The sequence below is a fragment of the Mesorhizobium sp. WSM4841 genome, assembly GCF_055811515.1.
In genome coordinates this window covers 1-13,327 of record NZ_JBVVQC010000064.1, presented here as the reverse complement: position 1 = coordinate 13,327, position 13,327 = coordinate 1, and the positions used below count along the sequence as shown (strand labels likewise).

Genomic DNA, 13,327 nt, shown 5'->3' with positions numbered 1-13,327 from the left:
GCATCTACTGATCCTCTCAAAAACGAGGGGTCAGTTCTTCGTTTCGTCTGGGGGTCAATTTCTCATTTCGCCCGACAGCGGATGCGTGGCAGTCGTAGTCCAAAGGGGCCAATCACCGCCTGATTCGAATGACTGCACTCGTCCCGACGTCCCCGAGATCCGCTATCTCCTCGCCCGGATCCTCATCTTCTCGCCGACACAAAAGCCCTTCATCATCGCCTGGTCGCTATGGCGACGACGACATCAGGCCGCGGCCACCATCTGTCATTACAAACGAGCGGATATCCGCAACTGTAGTACTAGACTAGTTTCCGTCCATAGTGTGCTGCAGCAAGCAGAAGGAGGTTCGATGGTGAACTGACAATATGCTGAGAAGCTGCGTGAGAGATGAGGGTAGGCCCCTCGGGATCGGCTTTCAGGAGCGGGTCTCAAACCAGCCCAAGCTGCTGTGGTAGAAGAGCCATGGTGGTTAGCGTTGGGACAAAAGCCGCGGACATGATCCGGGGCAGGTAGGCATCCGGAAGATGAGCGCAAGCAAACCCTTCGATGACGCGTCGTTAGAACTCTTTAACACCACCAAAACCGAGGGCGTGTGGATCTCTCGGGACAAGTCCGTCGGGAGCCTGATGACTGGGCGGACAGTGGACGGCGTATAGGGGGCATGAGCTGGATGCAGGCTTTTGCGCGGAACTGCAGGAACCAGCTTTCTGATGCCAAGGGAGAAGCACAAGCGGCACACCACCGTGAGGCGAGAGTACCGATGCAGGAAGTTGGGGCGGATCGACCCGTAGTAGTGACGAAGGTCCTGTAATGGGGCTGGAGCGAAGGGATCGGATCAGGTGGTCGTGTTTTCGAAGCAACTGGCAACAGGATGACAACGACAGATGCGACAGACAAGCCGTTTATGATCGATAAGCGGCTGGTGTACGAAGCCTACAAAGCGGTCAAATCCAATGGTGGTGCGGCTGGCGTGGACGGGCAGACGATCGAGGCATTCGAAGCCAACCTGGGGAGGAATCTCTACAGGATCTGGAACAGGATGAGCTCGGGAAGCTATTTTCCACCACCGGTGCGTGCCGTCCCCATTCCGAAAAAGACTGGGGGCCAGCGGATTTTGGGTGTGCCCACCGTGAGCGACAGGATCGCGCAGATGGTGGTCAAGCAGTTCATCGAACCGGAGTTCGATCAGATTTTCCTGTCAGATTCTTATGGCTATAGACCGGGCAAATCGGCCTTGGATGCCGTGGGGATCACGCGTCAGCGGTGCTGGAAATATGACTGGGTTCTGGAATTCGACATCAAGGGTCTGTTTGACAATATCTCGCACGAGCTTTTGCTCACGGCAGTTCGCAGGCACGTAAAGAGCAAATGGGCATTACTATACATCGAGAGATGGCTGACAGCGCCCATGGAGAAGGATGGACAGAGGATTGAACGGAACTGCGGAACTCCGCAAGGGGGCGTAGTTTCGCCGATTCTTTCAAATCTTTTTCTGCACTATGCGTTTGATCTGTGGATGAAACGGACACATCCCGACCTCCCATGGTGTCGGTATGCGGATGACGGGCTGGTGCACTGCCGGACCGAGCAGGAGGCAGAAGCCGTCAAGGCTGCGCTTCAGGCGAGGTTGGCGGAATGCCAACTGGAACTGCACCCGACGAAGACCAAGATCGTCTACTGCAGAGACTCCAAACGCAGAGGGCAACATCCGAACGTGACGTTCGACTTCCTCGGATATTGTTTCCGACCGCGCGCGGTATGGGGAACGCAAAGCGGGCGACTGTTTTGCGGCTTCACACCAGCGGTCAGTTCCTCGGCGCTGAAAGCGATGCGGGAAAAGATCAGGGACTTGCACATCCGCCGACAGACGCAGCTCTCGTTGAACGACATCGCCCGGCTGACCAATCCGCTCCTCAGGGGGTGGATCAGCTATTATGGACGGTATGCGCCAACGGGGCTGCAGCCCATACTTCGCTACGTCAATCAGACGGTGCTTGCGTGGGCAAGGCGGAAGTTCAAGCGCTTTGGCAGGGGTAAGGCGCGAGCAAGTCGGTTCTTACAACGGATCGTCGAGCAGCGCACCAATCTCTTCGTGCACTGGCAACTCGGTCTGATCGGCAGGTTTGCCTGATGGGAGCCGTGTGAGCTGAGAGGTTCACGCACGGTTCTGAGAGAGCGGAGGCGCGCAAGCGTCTCCGCTACTCGCCAACGCGTATTTTTTACCGCGTTTACAGTCACTTACCCTCGTCCGGAAGCGATTGTCGGGGGCGTGGGCGGGCGAGAGCGCGCTGATTGTCGGCAAAATATAGTCACGGGGCGCGGCCGCGCATGCCGCGAGACCGGCGTCAGCCAGTGCCACGCATTCCAAACAGCGGACCGGCGTCAGGTCGGCTTGAGGCGTGTGAAGAGGACGAGGTTGTAAGCCACGATTGAGGACCAGACGTAGGTCTTGAAGTGGTCAAAGCCGCGCCAGGTGCAACGCGCCAAGCCATAAGCGCGCTTGAGGCATGATATTCCCGCTTCGATGCCGGCGCGGAAGTTGCGTAGCTTGCGGTAGACCCAATTGCTTCGGACCATGTCCTCGATCCTGAGGCCGGCTTTCTTGTGGAATGCCATATCGCGAACGCCCCAGGCCTTCGCTTTGGCCAGGTTGTCGCGACTGGCGAAGCCGCCATCGGCGGCCGCCTGCAGCGGTGCTTGACCATAGAAGGCGATGTGGCGCTCCAGCATCGGCAGCAACCGATCGCTGTCGCGCGGATTGCCCGCCTCGATCACCAGATCGAGGATCATGCCGCTCCTGCCGGTGATCAGGTTGAGCTTATGGCCGTATTCGACGTCACGGCCGCCTTTGACGATGATATCGGCATGGGGTTCGAACAGGGCTGACCAGCTTCTCGCTGGCCGGCACCGCGTCGCCGGCCAGCACCCGCCGCTCGCTTTGTGTGATGATGCGTTCGATCAGCGGCCGATAGTGACGGACCTGGGCCCGCCATAGTGCGATGCGCGGATCGCTCGCCACGGCCAATCGCTCGGTCGTTTGCTTCAAATATGCCAAGGTCCCGCAGGCGATCGCGATCAGCTCACGGTAGAGTTGGACACGATTGGGTCGCCCACGTGTGAATTGGATCTTGCGAGCGCGCTTCTTGGCCGCACGGCGATGATCTCGCCATGCCAAGCTGGCATCGCCGACCAAGGCATCGGCTTGCTTCAGCAGGCGCACCATGATCCGCACCGCGTCCCACAGCAGGCTGATGTCGCTTGGCTCATGGATCGGTGCTGCGGTGACAGTGCTGTCCAGGCGCACGACACTCCCATCTTCGAGCTGCGTCTGCTGGGCGCTCGACAGCAGTGCCCGATTGATCTCTTCCCAGGTCCCAGGCCGGATCGCGCTGATCGTCTTTTGCAGCACCGACTTCTGCGGGCTCCATGACCACGGCAGCCGCGCAAAAGCCCGAAACGATGCGGAGTCCTCCAGATGGAAGGCCAACTCCTGATAGCTCAGTTGGCGGTATTGCTTGAGGAGCGCGCAGCGCAATACCGCTTCGGCCGACAGCCCTTGCCGTCCGGTGGCCTTGACGCCACGTCGACCCAGATCTCGCACCACCAGACCAAGCAGGTCACGATGCTCATCCAGCCACCGCGACATCGCCTTCAACTCATGGCCGATCTCGTGCGTGGCGAAAAGATCGAATACACTGGCTTGGACGGTGCGTTCTTGGCGCATTGTCGGCTCCGGCGGTAGCAGGCCTTTGGAATCAGTGGGATGAGACCAAAGTTTACCTGAAACCGCCGGGCTTTGCCCGCGAAAGCTACGATTCATCCAACAAAATCAAATGTTTGCTGTCTATGGATGGAAACTAGACTAGCGCAGAATAGAGAGGTCCAAGAGACGGCAATCCGCATCTGTCTGAAAACCTTCGCATCGATGTTTGACGACGGTCGTCTTTTACCTGAGCGCTGGTGCGAAGATGTGGGGCGCTGATTACTCCTTTTCGGCTGGAAATGGTGTTATGGACCAATCGATTAAGTCGACGGCACGCTGAAGGATCGCCTGGGTCCGAGCCAGGGTGGAGGAAGCGGCTATGACATGTCCGATACAGTCTCCGTAATCGTATTTCCTGAAGATCGGCGTCTTGGGTTTAACAAAGAATTTGACCTCGGCGACACCCGATACAGCAGTCGCCCGACTGTCGCCGTCGATCCAATCGAGCGTGCCGTCGCGATCAGCAACTAGGAACCGCGCCGTCGCAATTTGCGAATTGCTTCTGCGTAAGTTCCATTCGTCGCCGATGACAAGCTTGATGTGCTCGGTGACGAGATCGACACCGTAAGCCAGCTGAACCAGTTGAGGACAGGGCGAACCCGGAAGGCGCGGATTGACTTCAATGACGACTGGACCACGCTTCGTCCACCGGAGCTCAAAATTTGTTGGCCCCCAGCCAAGGCCAAGAGCGCGCAGGCAGCCCAGCGAAAGATCGGCAATCTGATCATGCTCATCATCAGTCAGCGCGGCCGGATAGGTGAGCTCACGATAGACGAAATGAGGTGGGCGGCCGAAGTCAAGGGCGCTGATCGCAATGACCTCGTTTCCCATTATGTCGATGCTATAATGCGGGCCTTGTGCGAATTCTTCCACCAATATTTTCGGGGACGACCGCCATATGTGTTTCCCGTCCAACAGATAGGTCGTATGTTCAACCAGCTCCTCGGAATTGCGACACAGTCGGACACCGTAGCTGCCGCCGGTGCCTACGGCTGGCTTAAGAATCAACGGCAGGCCGATCTCTACGGCAGCACTTTCTATGTCCGCCGCATTTGCTGCCAAGCGATAAGCAGGTATTGGAACTCCCGCCTCCGCGAGGAGCTGACGTTGAGCGAACTTGTCGCAGCATCGTTCAATCGACTCGGGATTCGGTCCCGGTAGGCCGAAATATCGGCAAAGCTTGCCAACTGTCGCATAGGTCGACTCCTGAGCGCTTGTAATGCCAGCAATTTCATAGATCGCACCTAACCGGGAACACTCGCCAACCAGCGCATCGAGATTGCCTGTATCGATACGAATTAGCTCAATTCCTTCCGGCGCGAGGTAATCGTACCGACCTGGATCAGCCGACAGGGCTACTGGATGAAGACCCAGACGCTTGGCCGCTTGAACGAATAGCAGCGTATTGGTTGCGCCTTCAATCAGGATGAGCGCTCTTCTTGCCATTTGATGTTCAATCCCACGTTGCTTGCTGTGCCGCGATCTACGCGTAGATCGGCGCAGCCCGGGCGCTAAGACTTTTCAGAGAAGTATCATTATCGGTGGGTCTTTGGTCGCAAAGATTATACGAAGTTTTTATGAGGTGTCTTTTACAATCGTCGCGTATTGGGCGGTGCCGTGGAGCATCTCTGATGAAATTTGTGATATTCGGATTTTCAAGAAGCATTAGCGGGACTCTAAAAGCTCAGATCCTACGGAGGGCGCCGCCGCTTCGGCTATCGACGCCTGTTCATTCTGCTCCAGCGAGAGGGCGAGCCATCAGGGGTCAATCGCATCTACCGGCTCTACCGCGAGGAGGGCCTGACGGTGCGCAAGCGCCGGGCACGGCGACGTGCGGTCGGCACGCGGGCGCCGATCCTGGTTGAGGCGAAGCCGAACGCGCGCTGGTCGCTGGACTTCGTCCATGACCAGTTCGCCTGCGGGCGGCGGTTCCGGGTGCTGAACATCGTCGACGACGTGACGCGCGAATGCCTTGCCGCGATCCCGGACACGTCGATCTCCGGTCGGCGCGTTGCTCGGGAACTGACTGACCTGATCGCCCGGCGCGGCAAGCCGGACATGATCGTTTCCGACCACGGCACAGAGTTCACCTCGAACGCCATCCTCGCCTGGTCGAAGGATCATCGCGTCGAATGGCACTACATCGCGCCGGGCAAGCCGATGCAAACGGATGTTGTAGAATAGCCCCTTCTTCTCATTCGGCAGCTTTTTCCACAGCCTTCGGTCGTTCGGGCCTCGTTCGCCATCGGGAAGTCGCTGCTGCATAGGCAGCTTCTGCCTTTTCGACTCGGGATCGTTCTTCGGCGCGCTTGGCCGGGATGTTGTAGTCGAACGCGGAGCCGCGCCTGGCATGGCTGGTCGGGAGGCCGGCGCGCAGCTCGACCGATCTGAACTTGCGGGCGAGCAAGGCCGGCCGGGCCCAGATGTAGTCGGCATCCTTGCTCAGCATGTGCCAGATGATCATTGCAAGCTTGCGCGCGGTGGCGACGGCCGCGATGTGCTTCCCGCGACGCGAGGCAATCCGCTTGTAGAAGGCGCGCAGAGGACCCGGCGAGCGCGCAGCCGCCCATGCCGCTTCGACCAGCATTCCCCGCGCATGGCCGCGGCCCTGCTTGGTGATGCGGCCATGATAGGCCGGCCCTTCACCCGACTGCCGCACGCTCGGATTAAGACCAAGATAGGCGACAAGCCTCTGTGGATCGCCGAAGCGCCGAATGTCGCCGATTGCCGCGGCAACGCTCGCAGCCACGGTGACGTCGAGGCCGGGCAACGTCATCAGGCGGCGGATTGTCAGATCCTGGAGGGCATGCACGGCGATATCCGCCTCGACCACCGTCAACGCCTCGTTGACCTGGTTAATCAAGCCGAGGTGGCGCTCGATGGCGGCGCGCTCATCCGCGGGCAATATTTGCCTCGTCAGCCATTTACGCCCGCTGATCCCGACGAGGTTCCCATGCGGACATGGCGGGATCAGATGTGCGTGGAGTATCGACTGGATCAGGTTCTTCAGCCGCGAACGCTGGCGAACCAACTGCGTCCGCCTGGTGACCTGTCTTCGGAGGGCAAGGGTCCCCGGATCCGGAACCCAGACCTCCGGCAGAAAGCCCGAGGCGTAGAGCTTCGCAAGGACAGTGGCGTCGATCGTGTCAGTCTTCACCTTCGCGTGCGCGATCATGTGCACCTGCTTGGGATTGGCAATCACGATCCGATCCACGTGGGGCGAAAGCACTTCAGCGACGGCCGTGGCATTGCCGGTCGCCTCGATCACCACATGATCATCGTGGGTGAGTTCCCTCCTGGCGAACTCCTCGAGCTTATTGCGCAGCATTTGAACGCGGCCGAGCTTGATGATCTCGCCATCAAGCAACGATACGACCTCAGCGGCTACGCGGTGTATGTCCATGCCTATAATACGCACGGTTCCCTCCATCGTTGGTCACGAACAGGGAGCCAGCGGGCAACACGACAAATACGGATCCGCGCTCGCAGCGCATCCGGGCGAGTCGTTGGGGCGGCCAGATAATGTGCTCGAACTCGCAGTTCATCTGCATACGACGGCCTGCCCGCACTTGCGTGCTCCCGGTGCCCCGTGGCCCGGATCCGCCAAGCTTAGCCAAACCTGACGACCGAACAAACGATGGCACCAAGAACAACATGCCGGATAATGGCTTCATCGAGAGCTTCAACGGCCGACTGCGCGTTGAACTGCTCAACGAGAGCCTGTTCTTCGGCCTCGACCACGCCCGCAGTGCCATTGCCGAATGGAGGCGGGACTTTAAATCCTGTTTCATAACACCCATCTGTCTATGTCGTTGAAGTGAATAGGTTTTGCTGATCTGGATGCGATCCCATGGGGTATTTTGGGTTTTGCCGCGCGCGATGAATGATGCGCTGAGCCGCCGGTTCGTCAAGCGTTGATCGGCTGAAGACCCATGGACCATCCGGCAGAGGATGAACGCCTTCGACGGCCGCGCCGACTGCGTCCCACAGAGCCTTGATGGTTCTCTCGGCCTTTGCTCGCAGCAGCGCCTTGAGTTTGGCGAAGGCGTTCTCGATCGTGTTGTCATGACGACTCTCCAGTCCGGATTCCTGTTGAGGCATGGGACAGGCTGACGAGCCAGATCCGTTGTGCCCCTACATTGGCGATGCGCCCCTTAAGCTTTCCGCGCCGGAGCCAGCCGTAGGCGGTCTGACGATGGACGCCGAGTTGTTGGGAGAGTTCATACAATGTCACCTCGTCGTCGCCGCGACGGGGGACATTGCCGGACCAGATCGGTCGTTTCTTTCCAAGCCCCTTTCGTGCCAGAAGCTTCTGGACGATCAACGCGTCGAACATTGGTTTCTTCGCAGGCGTCCAGCCTTTCGCATTGAGATCGTCGGCGATCTGTCGGGCGGTCACCCCCTCGGCACGCAACGCCGCGATCCGACCCAGTATTTCGTCGTGATGCTCGAGTTGTTCAAAGCGTCTCACGGTTCGAATGATCGGATGTGTCGTCACGACCTCGTCTGCCCAATGGCATTTTGTTTCGGCACGTTCGGTCTCTCCGAACACCCGGATGACCACGCGATCGAGCATCATACGGGCGATAGTCTGTCGGTCTCGCGATGTAGTGGACTGCGCCTTCCACAGGGAAGGCACATCTTCTGCCAACTGGCGAACCGCGTCCTTTTCCTGCGCCGTTAGCCGCTCAGGTTGTCGCGCAAGGGGCTCGCTGGTGGTCATCCGCGAGCGCCTGTTTCGTCGCCAGTGCTGCTTCCCAGTCTCGTTCCAGCGTCCGCGCGACCAGGCGGTTGTCAGGGTCGACAGCTTCGTAGCGTCGGCGCGCGAGCGCCGTTTCATAATCCGCGCGTTCCAGTCGCTGCTTCCAGCCTTCGTGCAACTGCTGCCGTTCGAGTTCGATATCCTCGGCAACTTGAAGACTGACGTCGATTGCCGAGGGTGAGAGGGCTTCGAGCATCAACGCGGTCACACAGGTGTCCACCGGACGAGCGCTGATCGACTGGCACCGTGGACCGCCGTAGGTGGTGGCCTCATAGCTGCAGCTATATCGTGCTTCCCGCCCGTCGTCATTGTAGCCGGTCACCATTTTTCGGCCACACACGCCGCACGAGATCAAGCCGCCAAGCAGTGCTGCGCCACCGCGCGGGACGCCGGTATATCGCGAACGGTTTGCCGCCATCAGTTCCTGGTTCCGCTCATACGTTTGCCAGTCAATGTACGCCGGAAGTGCGCTTTGGTGCAGCACCATCCATTTTTGCGGATCGCGAACAAAGCGTCGGCCACTGTGAGGTTTGCCGGGAACCCGGAGCCGGCCGTCGTGGCGTCGGCGCCCAAAGACATAGGCGCCGGCATAACCAGGGTGACGAAGCATGTCGCCGAGCGTCGCTGTATTAGGCCGGTTCCAGCACACGTCGCCCTTTCAGGTCCGCTCCGGATTCGATCGGGAAGCGCAATGTCATGGTCCACGAGGTAACGCAGGACACCACTGATCGAGCGACGCTTTTCAAACAAGGTGAAGACCAGGCGTATGACCCTTTGAACCCCCTCGTCCGGGTCCAATGCCACTTCGCCCGAGGGCTTCAGCACGTAACCGCGCGGTAGACCGAGAATGAGTTCGCCGCGCCTTGGCTTTGCGCCCTTCGTGCATACGGGCCTTCAGGATATGGAGTTTCAGCCTCACTCATCGTACCCTTCAGGCCGAGCAACAGCCGGTCATTGTAGGTGCTCGGATCGTAGATGCCGTCGGCATCGCCGATCAGCGTGTCGAACAACGCGCACATTTCCAAAAGCTGATGCCAGTCCCTGCATGATCGTGCGAGGCGGGATACTTCGATGCCAATGACCATTCCGACATGGCCGAGCCCAACCTCCGCGACGAGGCGCTGGAAGCCCGGCCGATCAAGGGCTGATGCGCCCGAGCGGCCCAGGTCGTCATCGATCACCGTTATCTGGTCACGACGCCATCCCAGTCGGAATGCCCGATCCGCCAAGGCGTATTGAAGCAGTGTTGACTCGCGGTTGTGCTCGACCTGTCGAACCGTCGACTGCCGAACGTACACGATGGCCTGGCGATCATTATGGCGGCTGTGGATCTTTTCCGGCAACGCGAAGGTGAGCAGGCTCGGTTCCGCATTCATGACCGATCTCCCGATCCGTCGACACACTCCGTTGTATCAGACTGCTGATCATCGCCACGAGGCGTCGACGCCGGTCTGCCGGCAAATCCGTCCATCGGATGTGTGTCCGCTTCTGGTTCATCGCGACTCACTATCCATTGAACCAACAGAATCAGCACTTTGTGGCCAATGCGTGGTATCAACAGAACCTCACTTTCAGAGGTTCCCTCAATATGCGTTTTCAATCGGATTGAAGTCGGGACTGTAGGGCGACAGGTAGAGCAGGCTCGCGCCTGCGGCCTCAATCGCGTCGCGCACGCCGGCGGCCTTGTGAGCGGGCAGGTTGTCCATGACGACTACGTCGCTTTCCGACAATGTCGGGACCAGCACCTGCTCGACATAGGCCAGGAACACGTTGCCGTTCATGGCGCCGTCGTAGACGAAGGGCGCAGTCATGCCCGTCAGCCGCAGCGCTCCGGTGAAGGTGGTGGTCTTCCAGTGAGCATGCGGCACGCCGGCCCGGCAGCGCTCGCCGCGCGGCGCTCTTCCACGCAGGCGGGCCATCTCTGTGGAGAGGCCGGTCTCGTCGATGAACACGAGCTTCGCCGGATCGAGATCGAGCTGGCCGTCGAACCAGTCCCGGCGCCGCTTCAGCACGTCGGGGCGATCCTGCTCCAGTGCGTGCGCGGACCGTGGCCGCGAAGCCAGGCGCTCAAGGCGCTGCGTCTGATCCGCACCGACTGCTCGGATAGGAGTCGCTCCACAATCTCGTTCAGCGTGATGTCCTTGCGTTCCTCAATCAGCCAGACGATGAAGGCTTCATGCGCATCGAGGCTGGAGGCGCGGCGGCGGCCCTGCGGGCGTGACGCAGTTCGCCGATCTTCGCCCGCCCAATCCAGCGGATCGCGCTGGACACTCCCACGCCGAACCGCGCCGCCGCTTGCCGCGCCGACGTTCCCTCGTCCGAAGCCTTCAAGACCCGCGATTGAAGATCCCCGCTCAATGCTCTTCCCATCGTCCACCTCCATCGAGTTGGATGTTGAATCAGCACAAAACGCAGCTGTCACATCACAATCGAATCATCGATCACAGGACGGCAACGACCGCGGAACGTTAGCACTACTCTGGCAGATTTTTAACGGAGAGGGTTCTGCGGCAGTGGGGACAACCGATTGGCGGCGGGTGCGCGAGCGCGATGAGATGGCTTGCCTGGCGGAGGGTAGGCTCGGTCGGGGCGGCGGGCCGAGGTTTTTTTTCCCCCTCCCGCTTGTTTGAGGCGGCGAGATTGCAGGAAAGGCGTAGGCGATCATCGTTGCGTGCCGGTGCAGGCCCGTCCATGAGCGCCCCTCGAAGTGGTCGAGGCCAAGTTCCTCCTTGGGCTGCTGACGCGCAAGCTGACCGCGCTGCCTGGCGGCTCATGCACGCGCCAATGGCTGTGCAGCACAAGTGGTTCGCCGCCGTTCTGCATAGACACTACGGCTACTACGGCAGGCCGCACAACTACCCAGCGCTCAACGGATTCCATAGGCAAATCCGCCGGATGGCTGACGGCGCAGCCAGAAAAGCCGGCGCATGGGCTGGTCGGAGTTCGAGACCCTGGCGGCACTGCCCCCTGCCGACTCCGCGCATCACTCGAACTTGGGCGCAAGCATGGATATAACGCGGGTTACCCGCGGGAAGAGCCGGGCGCGGGAAATCCGCCCGCCCGGATCTGTGAGGGCGAAGTCCGAATGGCTGAGCTACTCGACCACGATCTCGCCGCCACGAATATGTCATCGAACGGATCACGCTGACTCGACTTGTTACCACCAAGGGCTTCCAAACGTGTTGGAGATTGCGCGCCAGCAGTGTCCGCAACCTCAATGATTGTTCCATCGCCGTCCAGCCTCCTGGTCGAGCGCTGGTTGCGCCTCGATGTTGGCGAAACGTACACCGCGGACAGCGATCAGTTGTCCGAAGGATAAAGCTGCTGTGCGCCCCCGCGCAATTCCATATGGCGGGCGTTGCCGTCGTCGCGGTCGCGCCTCACCAAGTTGCGCGAGAGCGTCCTTGATATCAGTGTCACTTATCTCAGGCTGCGGCTTTTGGATATTTGCTCTGCAATTCCGAACCCATACTATCAGAAGAATATTAGGTCCAAGTCTGTGGCAAAGCAGGATTGCATCATGTCAGAAATCGAGTCCCCTGCAACGCGCCGCCGCGGGAGGTCATCGCTCGTGGCTTCCCGAGAGGCCGAGAAGCCGCCGCGTCTATCGACCATTCGCTACGGCATTAAGCCGGTTGAGGCCATCAGTCCCGACCACCTTGAGCGCATTCACCAGGCATCGCTCGCGATTCTTCGCGAAACGGGAATAGATTTCCGTGATGAAACCGCGCTCCGGCAGTGGCGAGAGGTGGGAGCTGATGTCGAAGGACAGCGAGTCCACCTCGAAGCCGATATGGTAATGGGCCTCATTGCCAAGGCGCCTCGCAGCTTCGAGTTGACATCTCGTGACATCAGCCAGCGAGTGACAATCTCGCCAGACACATTGACGTTCGGCACCATGCAGGGTGCACCCAACGTGCGGGATATTAACGGATTGAGACGTTCTTCAACGATGGAAGACCTCAAGGATGTAAATCGGCTTACGCAGATGTTGCCGGGCTTCCATGTGGCGGGCGGCTTCACGTGCGAACCAACGGATATAGCCGTTCCATGGCGGCATCTTCACATTAATCGTTCCAGCCTTGTCGAGACGAATCTTCCATACTTCGGTTTGACGACCGGTCAGGAGCGCTCTGAGGACTCGCTTGCCATGGCACGCATCGCTCATGGCGCTGAATTCATGAAGTCCAACGCCGTCATAATAGGGCAGATATCGGGCAACTCCCCCCTTGTCTGGGACGCGACCATGCTCGAAGGGTTGCGTGTCTATGCAGAGGCGAACCAAGTCGTCCTGCTTTCTCCGTTCGTCCTGGGGGCGGCTAACACGCCGGCAGATGTCGCTGCGACGGTTGCCCAAGTGAATGCAGAGGCGCTCGCCGGACTGGCCTACACGCAACTTACGGCTCCGGGCACCAAAATGATCTACGGACAGTACTCAGTGTCGGTCTCGATGCGCAGTGGAGCCCCAATGTCGGGTATGCCCGAGGTGACCCTCCTGAACGCGGTGGTCGGCCAATTGGCGAGGCGATACGGGATTCCATGGAGAACAACTGCCTCGCAGTCTTCGGCGAAAACCTTCGATGCCCAGTCGGGTTACGAATCCGCAATTGCTTACATGTCAGGCGCTACTGCAACTTCGAACCTCTTTCTGCACTCTGGCGGGTGGGATGAGGCCGGTATGGTTTGCTGCTTAGCCAAGTTCGTTGCGGACGCCGAGCAAAATCTTCTGATAGCGAAATACGCACAAGGGATTTCATTCGATTACTTTGATGAGGCTTTGGAAGCTGTCCGTCGGGTGGGGC

At 59.5% G+C, this 13,327-nt stretch carries 7 protein-coding genes and 6 pseudogenes; 4 read left to right on the top strand and 9 right to left on the bottom strand.

Annotated elements, in window-relative coordinates; genetic code table 11:
* Nucleotides 1–871 precede the first annotated feature (871 nt).
* Nucleotides 872–2,131 carry a group II intron reverse transcriptase/maturase gene (gene ltrA, locus AC0L14_RS34230; protein WP_473752169.1) on the top strand — a complete coding sequence of 420 codons (1,260 nt, stop codon included), beginning with the start codon at nucleotides 872–874 and terminating at the stop codon, nucleotides 2,129–2,131.
* A gap of 251 nt (nucleotides 2,132–2,382) precedes the next feature.
* On the opposite strand, the pseudogene AC0L14_RS34225 reads toward ltrA, so the two are convergent.
* Together AC0L14_RS34225 and AC0L14_RS34220 are read right to left on the bottom strand one after the other, a co-directional pair.
* A pseudogene (locus tag AC0L14_RS34225) lies at nucleotides 2,383–3,724 on the bottom strand (ISNCY family transposase).
* Nucleotides 3,725–3,982: 258 nt separating this feature from the next.
* Nucleotides 3,983–5,209 (bottom strand): ATP-grasp domain-containing protein, encoded by a 1,227-nt coding sequence (locus tag AC0L14_RS34220; RefSeq protein ID WP_473752168.1) that lies wholly within the window; start codon nucleotides 5,207–5,209, stop codon nucleotides 3,983–3,985.
* Between the two features lie 255 nt (nucleotides 5,210–5,464).
* On the opposite strand from AC0L14_RS34220, the pseudogene AC0L14_RS34215 reads away from it, so the two are divergent.
* Nucleotides 5,465–5,944 (top strand): annotated as a pseudogene (locus AC0L14_RS34215) (DDE-type integrase/transposase/recombinase); the annotation flags it as partial.
* A 13-nt stretch (nucleotides 5,945–5,957) separates the two neighbouring features.
* On the opposite strand, the gene AC0L14_RS34210 reads toward AC0L14_RS34215, so the two are convergent.
* Entirely contained in the window at nucleotides 5,958–7,181 is a 1,224-nt protein-coding gene (locus tag AC0L14_RS34210) for an IS110 family RNA-guided transposase (protein WP_473752167.1), read from the bottom strand.
* Nucleotides 7,182–7,426: 245 nt separating this feature from the next.
* On the opposite strand from AC0L14_RS34210, the pseudogene AC0L14_RS34205 reads away from it, so the two are divergent.
* Nucleotides 7,427–7,540 (top strand): annotated as a pseudogene (locus tag AC0L14_RS34205) (integrase core domain-containing protein); the annotation flags it as partial.
* Between the two features lie 171 nt (nucleotides 7,541–7,711).
* On the opposite strand, the pseudogene AC0L14_RS34200 reads toward AC0L14_RS34205, so the two are convergent.
* The 6 genes and pseudogenes from AC0L14_RS34200 to AC0L14_RS34175 all read right to left on the bottom strand — a co-directional run.
* Nucleotides 7,712–7,825: pseudogene (locus AC0L14_RS34200) on the bottom strand (IS630 family transposase); the annotation flags it as partial.
* Between the two features lies 1 nt (nucleotide 7,826).
* Nucleotides 7,827–8,486 carry a hypothetical protein gene (locus AC0L14_RS34195; protein WP_473752166.1) on the bottom strand — a complete coding sequence of 220 codons (660 nt, stop codon included), beginning with the start codon at nucleotides 8,484–8,486 and terminating at the stop codon, nucleotides 7,827–7,829.
* Complete coding sequence (locus AC0L14_RS34190; RefSeq protein WP_473752165.1) at nucleotides 8,452–9,135, bottom strand: recombinase zinc beta ribbon domain-containing protein; 684 nt, start codon at nucleotides 9,133–9,135, stop codon at nucleotides 8,452–8,454. The genes AC0L14_RS34195 and AC0L14_RS34190 overlap by 35 nt, the downstream gene beginning before the upstream one ends.
* A 208-nt stretch (nucleotides 9,136–9,343) precedes the next feature.
* Nucleotides 9,344–9,901: a recombinase family protein gene (locus AC0L14_RS34185; protein ID WP_473752164.1), complete on the bottom strand. Its 558-nt coding sequence runs from the start codon at nucleotides 9,899–9,901 to the stop codon at nucleotides 9,344–9,346.
* 210 nt (nucleotides 9,902–10,111) lie between these two features.
* A pseudogene (locus tag AC0L14_RS34180) lies at nucleotides 10,112–10,895 on the bottom strand (IS630 family transposase); the annotation flags it as partial.
* 120 nt (nucleotides 10,896–11,015) lie between these two features.
* Nucleotides 11,016–11,271 (bottom strand): annotated as a pseudogene (locus AC0L14_RS34175) (IS701 family transposase); the annotation flags it as partial.
* 774 nt (nucleotides 11,272–12,045) lie between these two features.
* Between AC0L14_RS34175 and AC0L14_RS34170 the strand changes: the two are divergent.
* Nucleotides 12,046–13,327 (top strand): trimethylamine methyltransferase family protein (locus AC0L14_RS34170; protein WP_473752163.1); only part of this gene is annotated, 1,282 nt, incomplete at its 3' end.

Bases quoted from the DNA above. Each gene is read 5' to 3' on its own strand.
- AC0L14_RS34185 (WP_473752164.1), bottom strand. From the start codon at position 9,901: ATGAATGCGGAACCGAGCCTGCTCACCTTCGCGTTGCCGGAAAAGATC.
- AC0L14_RS34195 (WP_473752166.1), bottom strand. From the start codon at position 8,486: ATGACCACCAGCGAGCCCCTTGCGCGACAACCTGAGCGGCTAACGGCG.
- AC0L14_RS34190 (WP_473752165.1), bottom strand. From the start codon at position 9,135: ATGCTTCGTCACCCTGGTTATGCCGGCGCCTATGTCTTTGGGCGCCGA.
- ltrA (WP_473752169.1), top strand. From the start codon at position 872: ATGACAACGACAGATGCGACAGACAAGCCGTTTATGATCGATAAGCGG.
- AC0L14_RS34220 (WP_473752168.1), bottom strand. From the start codon at position 5,209: ATGGCAAGAAGAGCGCTCATCCTGATTGAAGGCGCAACCAATACGCTG.